At 45.1% G+C, this 15,385-nt stretch carries 15 protein-coding genes; 2 read left to right on the forward strand and 13 right to left on the reverse strand.

What is annotated here, in order from left to right; genetic code table 11:
* Nucleotides 1-71 precede the first annotated feature (71 nt).
* The 6 genes from ccoP to bfr (LJ740_RS01375) form a co-directional block, all read right to left on the reverse strand.
* Entirely contained in the window at nucleotides 72-1,025 is a 954-nt protein-coding gene (gene ccoP / locus LJ740_RS01350) for a cytochrome-c oxidase, cbb3-type subunit III (RefSeq protein ID WP_229527249.1), read from the reverse strand.
* On the reverse strand, nucleotides 1,018-1,203 hold the full coding sequence (locus LJ740_RS01355; protein WP_229527250.1) for a cbb3-type cytochrome oxidase subunit 3: 186 nt from the start codon (nucleotides 1,201-1,203) through the stop codon (nucleotides 1,018-1,020). The genes ccoP and LJ740_RS01355 overlap by 8 nt, the downstream gene beginning before the upstream one ends.
* 8 nt (nucleotides 1,204-1,211) lie before the next feature.
* On the reverse strand, nucleotides 1,212-1,817 hold the full coding sequence (gene ccoO, locus LJ740_RS01360) for a cytochrome-c oxidase, cbb3-type subunit II (protein ID WP_229527251.1): 606 nt from the start codon (nucleotides 1,815-1,817) through the stop codon (nucleotides 1,212-1,214).
* Nucleotides 1,818-1,826: 9 nt separating this feature from the next.
* Nucleotides 1,827-3,269: a cytochrome-c oxidase, cbb3-type subunit I gene (gene ccoN / locus LJ740_RS01365; RefSeq protein WP_229527252.1), complete on the reverse strand. Its 1,443-nt coding sequence runs from the start codon at nucleotides 3,267-3,269 to the stop codon at nucleotides 1,827-1,829.
* 643 nt (nucleotides 3,270-3,912) lie between these two features.
* Nucleotides 3,913-4,380 carry a bacterioferritin gene (gene bfr / locus LJ740_RS01370; protein WP_229527253.1) on the reverse strand — a complete coding sequence of 156 codons (468 nt, stop codon included), beginning with the start codon at nucleotides 4,378-4,380 and terminating at the stop codon, nucleotides 3,913-3,915.
* The gene (gene bfr / locus LJ740_RS01375) at nucleotides 4,380-4,853 is read right to left on the reverse strand and encodes a bacterioferritin (RefSeq protein WP_229527254.1); all 474 of its coding nucleotides are present in this window, start codon (nucleotides 4,851-4,853) and stop codon (nucleotides 4,380-4,382) included. Before bfr (LJ740_RS01375) ends, bfr (LJ740_RS01370) begins: the two co-directional genes overlap by 1 nt.
* Nucleotides 4,854-5,104: 251 nt before the next feature.
* Here bfr (LJ740_RS01375) and LJ740_RS01380 point away from each other — a divergent pair, with 251 nt between their 5' ends.
* The gene (locus LJ740_RS01380; protein WP_229527255.1) at nucleotides 5,105-5,686 is read left to right on the forward strand and encodes a hypothetical protein; all 582 of its coding nucleotides are present in this window, start codon (nucleotides 5,105-5,107) and stop codon (nucleotides 5,684-5,686) included.
* Between the two features lie 14 nt (nucleotides 5,687-5,700).
* Here the strand turns inward: LJ740_RS01380 and LJ740_RS01385 are convergent, their stop codons facing one another.
* The gene (locus LJ740_RS01385) at nucleotides 5,701-5,976 is read right to left on the reverse strand and encodes a DUF6150 family protein (protein WP_229527256.1); all 276 of its coding nucleotides are present in this window, start codon (nucleotides 5,974-5,976) and stop codon (nucleotides 5,701-5,703) included.
* A gap of 287 nt (nucleotides 5,977-6,263) precedes the next feature.
* On the opposite strand from LJ740_RS01385, the gene LJ740_RS01390 reads away from it, so the two are divergent.
* Complete coding sequence (locus LJ740_RS01390) at nucleotides 6,264-6,698, forward strand: hypothetical protein (RefSeq protein WP_229527257.1); 435 nt, start codon at nucleotides 6,264-6,266, stop codon at nucleotides 6,696-6,698.
* A 29-nt stretch (nucleotides 6,699-6,727) separates the two neighbouring features.
* Here LJ740_RS01390 and LJ740_RS01395 read toward each other — a convergent pair whose 3' ends face one another.
* Genes LJ740_RS01395 through tssK form a run of 6 tightly spaced genes read right to left on the reverse strand, consistent with a single transcriptional unit; the run spans nucleotide 6,728 to nucleotide 15,383 of the window.
* Nucleotides 6,728-7,231 (reverse strand): GNAT family N-acetyltransferase, encoded by a 504-nt coding sequence (locus tag LJ740_RS01395; protein ID WP_229527258.1) that lies wholly within the window; start codon nucleotides 7,229-7,231, stop codon nucleotides 6,728-6,730.
* Nucleotides 7,228-8,088, reverse strand: a complete 861-nt coding sequence (locus tag LJ740_RS01400; RefSeq protein ID WP_229527259.1) for an esterase/lipase family protein — start codon at nucleotides 8,086-8,088, stop codon at nucleotides 7,228-7,230. Before LJ740_RS01400 ends, LJ740_RS01395 begins: the two co-directional genes overlap by 4 nt.
* A 15-nt stretch (nucleotides 8,089-8,103) precedes the next feature.
* On the reverse strand, nucleotides 8,104-9,219 hold the full coding sequence (gene tssA, locus LJ740_RS01405) for a type VI secretion system protein TssA (protein WP_229527260.1): 1,116 nt from the start codon (nucleotides 9,217-9,219) through the stop codon (nucleotides 8,104-8,106).
* A complete protein-coding gene (locus LJ740_RS01410) occupies nucleotides 9,219-13,193 on the reverse strand; it encodes a type VI secretion system protein (protein ID WP_229527261.1) in 3,975 nt (1,324 codons plus the stop codon). Before LJ740_RS01410 ends, tssA begins: the two co-directional genes overlap by 1 nt.
* Nucleotide 13,194: 1 nt before the next feature.
* Nucleotides 13,195-13,983: a DotU family type IV/VI secretion system protein gene (locus LJ740_RS01415; RefSeq protein ID WP_229527262.1), complete on the reverse strand. Its 789-nt coding sequence runs from the start codon at nucleotides 13,981-13,983 to the stop codon at nucleotides 13,195-13,197.
* A gap of 11 nt (nucleotides 13,984-13,994) precedes the next feature.
* A complete protein-coding gene (gene tssK, locus LJ740_RS01420; RefSeq protein ID WP_229527263.1) occupies nucleotides 13,995-15,383 on the reverse strand; it encodes a type VI secretion system baseplate subunit TssK in 1,389 nt (462 codons plus the stop codon).
* Nucleotides 15,384-15,385: the final 2 nt, after the last annotated feature.

A 15,385-nucleotide genomic window follows, 5' to 3' on the forward strand; every position in this document is an offset into this window, starting at 1 on the left:
GTAAATCGTCAATTGCGGTCATAAAAAAGCCCCGGGCTAAAAGCCGGGGCCTTGTTAATTATACCGTGCCTTTAAGGTTGATAAGACAGGCTGTAAACATAAGCTGCAACAACGTGAATCTTATCTTCACCTAAGCGTTCGTTGAACGCCGGCATAACGCCATTTCTGCCATAGGTTAAGGTTTCAGTTACTGCCCGATGACTACCGCCATACAACCAAATGTTGTCCGTCAGGTTAGGGGCTCCTAATGCCTGATTACCGGTGCCGTCCATGCCGTGACAGGCGGCACATACCGCAAAGCGTGCTTTACCTTTGTCTGCCAGGTCCTGATCGACACTTCTGCCACTCAGGCTTAGCGCATAAGCAACTACTTCTTCTATGCCTTTCTCGCCCATGGAATCAATCCAACCAGGCATGGCACCCTGACGTCCGTGGCGCAAGGTTTCTTTAATTTTTTCCGGAGTACCACCATACAACCAATCGTTGTCTGTCAGGTTAGGGAAGCCGGTTGATCCTCTGGCATCGGAACCGTGACACATGGCGCAATTCTGTAAAAACAGACGTTGTCCCACTTTTAACGCTTCCGGATCGTTAACCAGTTCTTCTATAGGACGGTCAGCAATCGCTTTAAAGACAGGATCAAATTTCTGAGCAGCGAATTCCAGTTCACGGTCGTACTGTACAATTTCACCCGCTTCTTTTGCGGCAATCACGGCGGCTCTGGATTCTTCTAAAGAGCGAATATCCTGGTGAGAGCTCTTCCAGCCAAGTAAACCCTGGAAGTTACCCAGACCCGGATAGAGTGCAAAATACACTAAAGCCCAGACGATAACTGCGTAGAACATGTAGGTCCACCAAACAGGTAACCCATTGTTGATTTCAAGGATGCCATCAAATTCATGATGCATATCATCGCCTTCTTCAACGCCGGTTTTGTTTTTTAAACACCAGCGTAATAACAGAAAACAACCCAGTATTGTGCCAAGTGAAATTACACTTACAAAAATACTCCAAAAGCTACTCATTGTCAGAAGACTCCCGATTTGTGCTTGATGATTTTTGTTTTGGCTCGTCGTCGAAAACTAAATTGGCCGCTTCATCAAACCCTGCTTTAGACTTTTTACTGTAAGCCCAAAGCACAATACCTATAAAAAATACAAATACCGCAACAGTGAATATACTGCCTATCGTACCGTAATCCATAATGTCACCTACTTAAGTGCTGTACCCAGTGACTGAAGATAAGCAATCAATGCTTGCATTTCAGTCTTGCCTTCGACCGCCTCCTGCGCACCGGCGATATCTTCGTCGGTATAAGGAACACCAAAGCCTTTGAAGATTTCCATCTTTCTGGCGGTGTGTTTACCATCAAGCAGGTTTTCATCTAACCACGGAAAAGCAGGCATATTGGATTCAGGTACGACGGCACGAGGGTCCATCAGGTGAGCATAGTGCCAGTCATCACTGTATCGTCCGCCAACACGAGCGAGATCAGGACCAGTACGTTTGGAACCCCACAGGAAAGGGTGTTCCCAGACAGATTCACCAGCAACTGAGTAGTGGCCGTAACGTTCTGTTTCAGAGCGAAACGGACGAATCATCTGACTATGACAGCCCACACAGCCTTCGCGAATATAGATGTCTCTGCCTTCCAGTTGCAATGCCGTGTAAGGCTTTAAACCATCTACGGGTTTCATAGTTTGTTGCTGAAACATCAAGGGAGTGATTTCAACCAGGGCACCAAAGGAAATGGCGACTAAAATAAATACGGCTAACAGGCCTGCATTTTTTTCTACGAGTTCATGTACGTTTTTCATCGGCACTCCTTACGCTGGCTGAGCTTCACTGGCAGCAGCATCTTGCGCTTCTGCTTTGTCTTCACTGGTGATGGTTTTATAGCAGTTGTATGCCATTAGCAGCATACCTGTCACTACGAAACAGCCACCCAGGAAGCGAATGAAGTAGAAGGGCATTGAGGCTTCAAGACTTTCTACAAAACTATAGGTCAGAGTACCGTCAGCGTTAACTGCGCGCCACATCAGGCCTTGCATTACACCAGAAATCCACATGGCAACGATGTAAAGCACCACGCCTACCGTTGCTAACCAGAAATGTACGTTAACCAAACGGATGCTGTACATACCAGGTTTATTAAACAGGATAGGGATCAAGTGGTACAAAGAACCGATAGATACCATGGCAACCCAGCCTAGCGCACCCGAGTGCACGTGACCGATTGTCCAGTCTGTGTAGTGAGAAAGAGCGTTAACCGTTTTAATGGCCATCATAGGTCCTTCGAAGGTAGACATACCGTAGAAAGACAAGGAAACAATCAGGAAGCGCAATACCGGATCAGAGCGAAGTTTATGCCACGCGCCTGACAGGGTCATAATACCGTTGATCATGCCACCCCAGGATGGAACAAACAGTACAACCGACATAACCATGCCCACTGACTGAGTCCAGTCAGGCAGTGCCGTGTAGTGCAGGTGGTGAGGACCAGCCCAGATATAAAGTGAGACCAGTGCCCAAAAGTGAATGACGGATAAACGGTAAGAATAAACCGGGCGTCCGGCTTGCTTTGGAACAAAGTAGTACATCATGCCCAGGAATCCGGCCGTCAGGAAGAATCCGACCGCATTGTGGCCGTACCACCATTGCATCATAGCATCTACGGCACCGCCATAGATGGAGTAAGACTTGGTTAATGAAACCGGAACCGCCAGGCTGTTGCCGATGTGCAGTACCGCAACCGTGATAATAAATGCACCAAAGAACCAGTTGGCAACATAAATATGAGACACTTTACGAATAATAACGGTGCCAAAAAAGTTAATAAGATAGGCAACCCATACCAGTGTAATGAGTATGTCGATGGGCCACTCCAGCTCGGCGTACTCTTTGGAAGACGTTAAACCCATCGGCAAGGTGATCACGGCTGACAATATAATGGCTTGCCAACCCCAAAACGTAAAGTTAGCTAACTTATCGCTAAATAGTCTAACTTGAGAGGTGCGCTGTACCACGTAATAAGACGTTGCGAACAGAGCACAACCACCGAAAGCGAAAATTACTGCATTAGTATGCAGAGGTCTTAATCGCGAAAAGGTCAGCCAGGGCGTGTCAAAATTCAATGCTGGCCAGATGAGCTGCGCGGCAATTAAAACGCCAACGCCCATACCAACGATACCCCAAATAATCGCCATAACAGCGAATTTGCGGACTACGTCGTAGTTATATTCAGAATGATCTCGGGTCATTTCACTCATTATTTACCATCTTCCACATGTGTTGAGTGTTAATTTCTACGCCTGCAACACCAGTTAAAACCAGTGTCCTCGATAACCATAGATAACTAATGTCAATTGTACAAATTATGCACATATTTGCCGAGTTTAAATGGTAGAGGATTTTCAGGCGGCCAAATGATAAGGGTTTTGGGCCCAAAAAGATAGTTTCATGGCCACTAACTTGATCTTGATCAATGAATCACTAATCTTACCTAACCTATTGATTACCTTTGTTAACTTTCTATTTACATTTGGCTGGATTTAGCCTCATTTTGATCCCGGTGGGGTTAATATTGACAGCAATTGATATTACTACGATGGCTATTTCAAATATTGATGTATATCAAATTTTACTGCCGCAGTTGGCAATGCATTTTGTTCCGGGCACAGTTACGGCAATAGATGATAGGAATCATCTGTGAAGGAGTGAATAAAAGCTTTATTGGAAACTGGCCGGGGGGTTGTAACTGCACTCTGCCAGTTTGCGGATCGGTTTTCTGATGGCTGTTATTGGTCAGGTTGACTGATTTAGATTTAATGAAATAGTTTTTTAGAAGCTTTGTCGGCAGGAACCAGAGAAAAACTGCAATTCGACCTGCAGTTTTTCTCTCGCAAATTCGTATTAAAGCTGACTCTGTAAATAATTCTGCAACCCAACTTTGTCGATCAGGCCAATCTGCTGTTCAAGCCAACGGGCGTGATCCATTTCAGTATCATCAATCAGTGTCTGCAACATATTGCGTGTCACAAAGTCTTGTTCCTGTTCGCATAAGGCCATAGTTTCTTTCAGCAATGCGTCAACCTGATATTCGATTTTCAAGTCGTTTTTTAACATCGAAGGAACGTCGGTGCCTACCAAAATAGGATCGCGCTTGGACATATCCGGTACACCTTCGAGGAACAGAATACGTTCGATCAACAGAGACGCATGTTGCTTTTCATCGTCAAACTCGTGATCAATTCGCTCATACAATTTGTTGAACCCCCAATCCTGATACATGCGGGAATGTATAAAGTATTGATCCATAGCGGTAAGTTCATTGGCTAACAGCCTGTTCAGGGCGTCGATTACATTTTGTTTGCCTTGCATTACGCTTCTCCTATTTGCGCCTGAAGATAGTTTTCCAGACCCATTTGACTAATTTGATATTGCTGAGCTTCGATCCAATCAATGTGTTCTTCTTCATATTCAAGGATTTCAGAAAGCAAATCACGAGATACAAAATCTTTGGCGGTTTCACACTCGGCTATGGCTTTTTTCAATAGCGGAATTTGTTGTGACTGAAAGCTAAGGTCACAGGACAGCATTTCTTCGCAATGCTCACCTATGAACAATTTGCCTAAATTTTGCAGGTTCGGCAGCCCTTCCAGAAACAGGATCCGCTCCATGAGTTTGTCTGCCTGTTTCATGTCTTTGATAGACTTCTTGTAGCAAACACCGTTTAGTTGCTCGAATCCCCAGTTTTTGTACATTCTGGCGTGCAGAAAATACTGATTGATAGACGTCAATTCTGCGGTAAGCACTTCATTTAACAGTGCTAAAATGTGTTTATCACCTTGCATCGTGGAATCACCTAAGCTTAAGTTGTTATCTAGTATAGTAGATATTGACTCAAAAACAAGTAAAAAACCTTATAAAACAAAGAGATAGTAATGTTAATGGTTCTTGTTTAGGCCTTTTTTCCTATTTGAATTATGGTCGTAATATTTGCATAAATTGGGCAATTTTCGCTGGATACGGGATTTTGTTTGCGCCTGTTCACACCTCAGGAGTACACTGCGATTCGAGTAAATAAATTAGCCACGTCTCAATCATGATTAAAAACATTATAATTGCCGCTTTGTTAATTGGCTTCGGTTATACCTTATCGGTGTTTTGGCCAATGGACCCGTCGTGGCAAGAGGAAGTAAAAGCCCCTTTTAAAGCTGATGGTTTAATTGGCGGTTCAATCGTAGGTGAATGGGTAGGGGTCGTGGATGAACCTGTCTCAACAGAGGCAACTGCGGCTGAAGAAGATAAGACGCAATATGCTACTCAACGCGACTTGTTGGTGAGCCCGATGGATGTGGATGTTACGTACACAGTGTTGTTAGGCGAATATCCCAATGAAGATGATGGTAACCGCCACCTGGCGTTAATCGGTATTACCGATGTTGCACCAACCTATATCCCATACAAAACTCCGTTGGGTAATAAAGCGTTATTACTTTTGCTGGGTAATTACAAAGATGAACACACCGCCCAGATTCAGGAAAAACAATGGGAGGCCGTGTATGATGTCAATCTTCAGGTTGTCAAAATGCCTGTGTTACCTGATCCCGAAGCCGAGGCAAAACAAAAACAAGCCGAAGAAACCGCTGAGGCGTTATCAAAAATCTTAAACCCGGATGCCTGAGTTACCCGGTTGTTTTAAATTTTACCCTTCAGTTTGTGATTAGTTTGCCAGCCCGCATCTGCCGGATTTTTCACAAAGCACACTTTCAGGGCAGAGCGGCCACTTTGCCCAAAATAAATGGTACTAGACGCGTCCGCTTCGTTGTCGGTGAGATACCAGCGTTCGTCAGACCAGGCCATACCAGGTGAACTGACAATAAACACACACAAATCGGCCTTGCCTTTTTCCTGAGTGATAGTCGCGATGATATTTGCTTCGCTTATATTAAATGTTTGTAATACTTTCGCCATGCACTGCTCACTATTTTGTGGTGAACATTCTATGGATTTGAGAACAAAAATCTATCTTTGATATCTGGAAATTTATTGCGCTAAAAACGGAATAAGTGTTTGCAAAACCGGCTGTTTATGCCTATGGTGAAACCTGAAGTGCAAGGAAACGCGATGGAACAGGCGAATTGCATGACATTCAAACGAATACGGATGGATTATTTGCATAAAGGATTGTGTTGTTCCCTTTTTCAATCAAATGCACATTAAAAAACGTTGCCAGAAACAGTTAGCTGTCAGAAAAATATATGAGATTCGGTGAACAAAGACTCGGAAGAAACCCGGTAAGATTGATAGGTGTTAACGCACCATTTCAACCTGCACTGCAGTTCGGTCGCGAATACGCAGCAAACGATGATCCCAGATTGCGTGCCAGTCAGTCTTGGGGAGGATCTGACATGGAAGGACGAAATGCGGCTGGTAATAGTATTAAAGAGCCACTGCCTACCCGGCAGCAAACGGCGCTGGCTCATCAATTGACGCCTCAGATGCAAAGTATGTTGCGCGGCGGCATGAGACCCATTCAGAATCGTGGCAGAAGCGCGCAAATTAAGCCTTCTGAGCTTCAATCTGTGCACCTGGGTGAGGCAATAGGGCAAAGCGAAAAACGCGCTTCTACCGTTGCTGTTGCGGCTAACCCCAATGGACCGTCAGGGCTGAGAAGAGTCGTTGGCGAAGTATAAAAGAAACGCTGTAAGGTGATTCAACAACTTTACTCTTCAACTGGCTGAATTTCCTTATACATATGAAACCAGTTTTCTCCATCAATATAACCCGATAGTTCCGCTAACAGAGTAAATCCGTTTTTCAGATAAAACTCATAAGTGTGTAAGGTACTTGTTTCCAACACCAGTGCTTTGCCGCCCATTTGTTGAGCCAGGTGCTCAGCCAGAGTAAGAATGCGTTTGCCAAGTCCAATGCCGCGCAGAGATTCGATGATAAAAAAAGAATAAATAGAGACGGCATTCCAGCGCCTTTGTAAGATTAGCCCGCCCACCAACTCATTGTGCTCAGCAAATACATTGATATAGCCTTCATATTCAATCGCATAATATCCCAGTAGATTGGATTCGTGCTGTGCGATGAGGGCTTCCAGAGGGTGGTTGCGTGGCCTGAGGGCTTTAAATCCTATATCGATGAGCAGTTGCCCCGAAGGGGCTTCGAATACTTCCTGATATTCACCAAAATACTGTTCCGAATTCTCCGGCTCGCTCATTTTTTGTGAAATACGACGTTTGAGGCTCTGTTATTTAAATTGCCATGAAACTTAGCCGTGCTGTTGTTGGCTCGCGCAGTACTGGTTTTGATCCGTTCACTGGATTTTGCATCCTGACCTAAAAGGTGATTGGTCAGTTTGCCAATCTTGGCGTCGTGCATATCTGAGTGCGCCTGTACGCTGGGTAACCAGGCGCCGGTTTCAACCCGGATATTGTTTTGCGGAGTGATGCTGTTCTTCACACTAAATTTATTATCGACAGACACCATATTGCCCGTTATGTGTTCATTGGCTCTCGCTGTCGTTACCTGAACGGCGTCTTTGTTGTCATAAATATTATGGATTTGGCCTCTGACTTTGTCCGCAGCGTTGGCAGACCAGGAGGTGTTTTTCCCCCCGCTGGACATTTGCGGGGTTCCTAACATCACAGCATTGCGAATACTGGGGGTACTTTTAGCGCCCAGTGCTTTACCCAGAACGTTACCACCATGACTATGGGCAATGGCGTTGACGTCATTGCTGGTTGAGCGGTTTATGGTAGGGCGGTTAACATCTTTCAGAAAAGCATTTAACTGTTTACCAGCTTCAACTCGCGATGCCTCTGTTTGACCACCGCTCCACTGAAAATTGGTACTGGCGGTATTGCGGGCCCGGGTGTTTTCTTTGTCAAAAGCTGAGCCGGTTTTAGTCCAGGCTTCACCACGGGCAAAGGTGCCATGAATATTAATATCAACGCCCCGTTGCCCTTGCGACTGACCGCGAAGATTAATCAGGTTGTTGACATTCTCACGGGCCAGTTGTTGATTGGTGGTGAGATTGGCCTTTCTGGCTGCGACAATGTCTTTTGCTGATGGCATAGTTGATTATTCCGGTTAGCGTCTTTGTGCCTGCTTAGGATCCAGTTCTAATCCCATGACTTCAAAGATGTTGAGTTGTCCCTGATACTGAATAAATAATTCCTGGTACAGCTCTGCGGTGTTCATTTGTCCCCATTCAATGGCTTTGTAAACCAGGTATGGAACAGGGCTGTGGGGATCGTCATGAGACAAATATTCTGCAGCTTCTGCCAGTTTGGCATAAGCTTCCTGACGATTGCGGATCGGTCCTCGACCAGACCCAGCGCTCATCATATCCGGAGACATATTGTTATCTTCGGATTCATCTTCATCAGAGGCCTGAGCGGCTTCCAGCCCGCGGTGTTTTACATGGCTATAAAGTGTGTCGTGAATATCTTCCAGCAAAGAGGTTAAGCCGGACAACGAAGGAGCATGTCGACCACACAAATCATCCAACGAGGCAGAAAACTGCTCCAGTGCCAGAATACCCAGTTTTAAATTGGTAAATACTTCTTTGTAAAACTCAATGGGGGTGGCGATGATAGAACTAACAATGGTCTGAGTTTGCAGTAAATCGTTTTGTAACTTTTTGCGCGTTTCTGCAGGCAGTTGTTCATGTTGAGCCGATAATTCCCAGTCAGACCAACTGTAATAGGCATCACCACGCGTCGCCGTAATGGACAACTGTTTAACAGTTGGCAATAACTTTTGATTGATCCAAATAATGAGGTTTGTTCGGTACTCCAGATCGTCGTCTTCGATTTCCGGGTACAAGGAGTCCCAGAAGGTTTCGCATAACTGCTGAATAAAGTAGATAATCGGACCGATGGCGGAAAAACCCCATTTATTGATTTGCGCCTCTAACAACCAAATGGCAATTTGCAAATCTTTACTTCGGGTTTCCAGTGTTTCTAATGCCAGGCGGCTCACCTCATCCCAATCGGCGGCTTTTAAATCATGTTCCCATTGCCCCATCGGCACCGAGGCATCGTCTGCGGTACGTGCGGATTTCAGCGACGCGTAAATACTGTGATGTTTTAGATATTCACCTGAAGGGTTGTCACCTGCAATAGGTTGCAACAGGGCATCTACAGGTACACCACACATTTGTCCGAATCTTTCTTGTAAAATACTATTGTGATCGGTACTCATCAGTTGCTTCCTTTTAACACTTGCGGTGCAAATTCTGGGAAATGCTCAGGAATGCTAAGCGCTATTTTTTGTTTGGATTCTGGATCTACACCATAAACGGTGAACCTGGCAAAAGCGCGCATGACATTAGGCTGAGGTGCCGGGTGTTGGCCCGATTTGGCTGACACACTGGCTTCAAATTTTAACAGTCTGGATTCTGCCACTAATGATTCGCTGTCGATTTCATTGGCTTTATAGGTATTAATAAAGCTCAATAAGCCCCAGATATCGTCAATCCGGTAATTGAGTTCGCCCTGACCACTGTTGCGTCCATCTATGGCAAAGCCGCGATAAGGGGACTGAGTCGCCCACTTTAATGACATCATGACCGGATCGTTGGGAGTCCAGAAAACCATAGTGCTGGTGCCAGGGAAACTGCTTTGATATGCCCCGGAAGCAAATGTCCAGGAAGACAGGTGTTCGGTGAACTGGGCATATTCATCCATCACGTTAAATTCAACTTCAATCTCGATACCAGATGAATCTTTGCCGGAAGCCAAAAGGATATTCTCGAACAGCAGCGCGGTGGCATCAAGTTCTTTGATAAAGTCTTGTGCGGCTTTATAGGCTTTGTCTTTCCAGGCCAATACTGCCATACGCTGTACCAGTCCATTGGCCAACGGCGAATATTGCTCCAGAAATTCCCGCATCACTTTTGGCGATACATTGCGCGCTTTGGCTTTGCGGGTAAAGGGGGCTTTATCCGCTAACAGCTCTGTAAACAACGCTGATATCTGGGCATATTCTTTTTTAATTTGGTCAGCCTTAAAGCTGTTGCAATGTTGAATGGCCCGGTTGATGATGTTTTTGTGGCCTAATGAGAAGGCATCGCTACCTTCCGGTACGACCATTTCAGCCGTTGTCGCAAAGCAATTGGACTGATCCACAACTGCTAATTGATTGCTCATGAACTGGTTTAATTGTTCCAGGCTATTTGAAGGATCTTTATTTTGTTGTTTATTTAGTTCAATCAGGGTGTTCTGCCATTTGCCAAACAATTCGTAATTAACATATTTACCTTTGGTGTTTAGCAGAAATACCACCAGCGGCTCTGCATATTCAAAGGCTATATTGTTGGCTCGCTCGGCCTGAGCCGAAAGATAATCTTGCAATTGACCATCGCCATTAATGCCAAACAAAACGGCGTTGTATTGGTGGGCGCTCCATTTGGGTTTCTGCAAGGGAGTAAATATTCGATTGTCGCGATAAAGCTTATCAACCCGCTCTAACAGCTTAAAAGCGTGATCCTGACTGAGTTTTAACAACCAGGCGTGACTTTCTTCAAATTCCAGTTTTTGGTAGGCCAGTAACAACGCCAAAATCGAATCCATGGATTTCCTGAAGTTGCCAACAGCGGCAGACAAATAGGCCTCCTGCTGGCTCACCGGTCGCAAAGACTCAGGACGGAACTCGGCGACTTCTTCTATCTGGGCCTGCAATACATGCCGGTTCATGGCAAACTGCAGCTGTTTCAGTGCAATACCTTGCGCAAAATAGGCCTGATTGTCTCGTACTTTTTTATTGGGAAGCCAAACACTTTGGTATTCGGTATTGGCAAACTGAACGTATTCGTCGTACAACTCAAGTGCGCGATTGAGCTGTTCGGTGGACCAGAAAAAGTCCTCGCCGCGATCTACATAATCGCTGCCAGCGACGACATCCATATAGCTCAACGCGTTGGTTTTTTCTACGGAAGCAAACAGTGCTTCGGCATTTTGGTTTAGGGTCATTGGATAGTCTGTATTGGCATAAATTTTCATATACAAACTTTGATTGTCGTTGTCCATGACTTGCGAAACTGCACTCTGACAGCTTTCTAAAAATTGTTTCGCTGCGCTTCGGTCCTGTCCGAAGTTATCACTGAGTGACAGCAAGGAATCATGGACTAACATGCATTCATTAGGGGAGGCATGAGAGGTAAGCCAATAGTTTTTAAGATGCGACAACCACTGATTGTACTGCTTTAAACTCTGGGCAAATTCAGGGATCTTGTTATACCAGCTAATGACTGTCGGCAAACTTTGCAACTGGGCGCTTAACTCAAAAAAGTCTTTTGGCGCTACCACCTCACGGGCAATTATGGCGATTTCCTGGTTCGCCAGCGCCATGATTTTGTTCCATTGCTCGGGGGTTTCTAAGGGTTTAATATCGCAAAAGGTATTAAATTCTATGTCATTGTTTTTGTTCGATATAGCTCGTATGTAGAGGGATGAGTGCTCGTAAAAACTATCGGGAAGTTTAGTGTCATACAGGTAGCCAACAATGTCAGTAATTTTTCGTTCGGTGTCCAGTGACGACTGATGATCATTGGTAATTAAATCACTTAGTTCGTCATATCGCGCATAGCCGACAGACAATTCATTCAGCCAGTTGGAAAAGTCCACAGACGAGCCAAGGTTTTGGATATTGTTGAGTTTGTCCTGAATTTTAGATTGCATTTTGCACTGAAAAGCAGGAAATACCACTTCGCCAAAAACATGCGACGAAAAGTAATCCATAATGCGGTCGTTAAAGGAGTTGTGCCAGGACAAAGGCATACTCAGGTAATTAATTTCACTGGCGTCCATGGAGCCTATGTGGTCCAGTACCCGGTTGACGTGGGTGAGGCCAGTTACTTCTTCAATTTTGGGCTCATTTTCGATTGCCCGCACTAAACCGGTGGTTTGTGCGTTTAACGCCATGGTGTCCATGACTAATAATGTGGTCAGCGCGCCAAACGTGATAATGGATGTATATTGATAGGCGCGCAATCGACTATTACTGGACAGCAGCTTGTTTTGAGGAGGGAAGGCCAGTCGGTTTTCTGCAAAGATCTTTTGTTCAAAAAGCTCCTGCAGGCAAATAAACTGTTTTTCAGTATCACCGGTATCGGCATTTCGCTGGGTATTTTGCCCGGTAAAATAGACACCGCGAAACATCAGCGGCATTTGTAATGCAGTACTGCCAAAAAGTTCATTACAGACAATCGTTAATGGCGCTTCAGTTGAATCCAGACTGTTGGCTAACAACAAAGCTTCAGTGGGTTTGTTTTTATCTAAAGCCTTATCGTGACTGATAATCGACATCTGTGCGCTGCGTATCTGATGCGATACTGCGGATATGGCTTCGGTGATCCAACTACTTTGGTAAGGTTGTGAATCATTATACGGGTTAGCCCAACCAAACTGTTGATTGATATAGCGCTTAACCCGATCCTGGGACCAAAACGCATCAAACCCCTGTAGTTTTTCAGCCCCGGTGACGACCAGGTAAACGGGCAGAATAAAACCGACTTTTTGCTGGGTTTGCCAGACAGATTGATAAATCTCTGTTGCCCAGTTCTCCAGCTCCAGCTTATCTAATTCAACAAACTTGCTGATGGGCAGTGTAATGATCACACCATCCAATGGGCGTTCCGGGCGGAACTGCTTTAATTCCGAGACAATTTGTGCGGTATTTTCATGGTGTACCACACACCCTTGCTGGAACAAGTACCAACTGTCGCTATCGTCTTTTTTCTGCAATAAGCGCTGTTCTTTCTTACCTAAAACGGACTCCAGTTCGCTCAACATGGCGCGATCCGGTGTGGTATCACCACCGCTAATCATCAGGTAGGTAGGGAGTTTATAGCGTTTTTCGTGACCGCCACTGAGTAGTTGTACAGCATTTACCAGGCCCCCAACAACGTTTACCTTAGGCTTTGCGACCTGGCCTTCTTTGCGCTCTTCTACGGCATCATCCGCCTTTTTCTTTAGGCGAAATAAATCGTCTCTTGAAAAGCTGATACGATTGAACCCACGAGGCAAAAAGGGAATGACAATCTTAATCTGTTTACCACTGGCAAGTATGATTAAGAACACAACAACAATAAGTAATATCAGTAACCAGATGAGGTTGTAGTCACCAAAGAACCCATCCAGTTTATTGAACATGCGCTTTAATTCATTTAAGTTCATGTTATTGATTACTCATCGTAATTACTGAGCTAAGTTCCTGACTTAAATCCATTGTCAGCACTCCCCAGATACCGGCGCCCAATGCCAGATAAATTATAAAGGCGAACAACGTAACCCGATGCCATTTCGACAAGGGTGCCAGTCGCGCGGCTTTGTCGTTGTTTCTGTTGTGTAAATAGGGCTGGTGAAACAGGTGTTTATGGGAAAGATCGACGCTGTTAAAGTCGGATATTTCTACCAGGGCATTCATCAGGTGTTCCAGCCGGGCCGTGTTATTGATCAGTTTGCCGCGAAATCCCTGCCAAAATACTGAGAGATAGATGTAGGCTAATTGTTTTAACTGCGGTGACAGGGTTTTGCCGGTGGCATCCGATTCAATCAGCTCCTCGACACGTTGCACCAGTTTGTGGCCGGCATTGCGACTTGAATACAAGGTTTTCTCTAATAACATGCCCAACCAGTCTGTTTGGTGTGGCCAGGCAACCATTCTCAGCAATTGGTCATCAATCAAGGCTACCAGCGCATATTGCGCCTGAACATAAATGATATATTGCCCTGATGAGGCGATAGTTTTTATCCGTTGCTCTTGCTCCGACAGGTACTCGGTGATTTCCCGGTGAACATAGCGCGGAACGTCTTTGATTTCTTTGCCTTCGCGATCTGACAGGCTGGTAGCTTCTTTAAAGTGTGCTTCAACATCAACACGCAACTGATTCCAGTACGCAAGGCTTTCCTCAAAGGCCCTGAGTATCAGTTGGTTTTGTTTAATTGATGCTGGTGACATGCTCATCTAGTTTTCCATTAACCCGATTTTCGCGGGATGAACCAGTTAATTACCGCAGGCTGGTGATCCGCAAGGGATTGGTCCGAGCCGCTGATCATCAATCTATGTTTAGGCGCGATAAATTCGCGATCCACTTTAATTTCAATAAAGAGCTCTTCATCTCCGGCTAACAGTTTAAGGTTTTTGAACTCTTTCACTGGGGTGCGGTCTGCGCCCAGGGTGCGCGATAACAACAGTAATTCCCAGTTGTTGTCGGTAGCAATCATGGCGTTGTCTAACCACTGTTTCAATTTGTCAGGGCTTGAGCCTGTGGCCTGTTTCAGTGACAGGTAAAAAATACCGTCCTCAGGTAATTGATCAATAGATACGGAGTATTCGTGGTCTTCATTGATTTCAAATGGAATACAGGTGAAGTCCAGCCTGATACTTTCGGTAATGTCTTTGATAAAGCTAAACAAGGCCTTAAAAGTACCGTCAATGTCATTGTGACGATATTCAGAGAATGACGGGGGCAGCAAATCAGGGTGAATGATGGCCATGTTGCCCGCTAAATTAACCAGAGCTAAATAAAGCTGTTGCGGATGTGTCATTTGACTATTTAGCAAAACTTCAACACCCGGCAGACAAGAGGTCAGGTAATGAATACGCTGTTTTTGTACCGCACTGACAATACTGTTCTGACCTTGTGTGTCAGTGAAGAAGTTGCGTAGCCCGGTAGCCTTTGTTCTGAGGTCACCTAACAGTGCTTCAATATCTTTGCCAATCTTCACCTGGTAGGGCGCATCGACTTTGGGAACATAAAGAACCGGCGGAGTGTAGTTTAAAATCTGAAAACTACCGTCGTAGGTTTTTTCCATCTTAAGAATCGGAAATGACCTAAAATTAGGGGATAACTGTGAATCCACTAAAAGTATTAAGCGGGTTCTCAAACGCACCAGATCGATTTTATTCTGGATATCGTTCTGGTCGATAACTTTGCCTTCATTAACGCTGTCGTAGCGTTTTAACTCGCTATCCACATCACTGGCGCAACCGTCGCTCAATGCCGGGATTGCAAGGTGCACATAAAACGGTTTTTGCGGTTCAATTTCCGGGATCTCTGATAACTGAATAGACAGTTGTTTTAACCCTTCGGATTCCATGGCTTGCTGTTGCGAAAGAGCGTGTTTCACCACAGTACCATCAGGCATAACGGCGTGAACTTTATTGACGATCAACTGATCGAACGTCACCGCGTCCTGGTCAATTTCTAATTCACATACCCCCCAATAAAAAGGGTTTGTGCGTTGCAACTGATGGAACATGGCCTGTTCCAGATAGATATTGTTCTGCTGAAAGTGTTGTGGGGAAAGTAACATTCCCTCAAACCACTGCACAGGATCCGGCATTACAGATATATTTTTCATTA

Origin of the sequence: Planctobacterium marinum (genome assembly GCF_020687805.1) — a bacterium.
Lineage (GTDB): Bacteria > Pseudomonadota > Gammaproteobacteria > Enterobacterales > Alteromonadaceae > Planctobacterium > Planctobacterium marinum.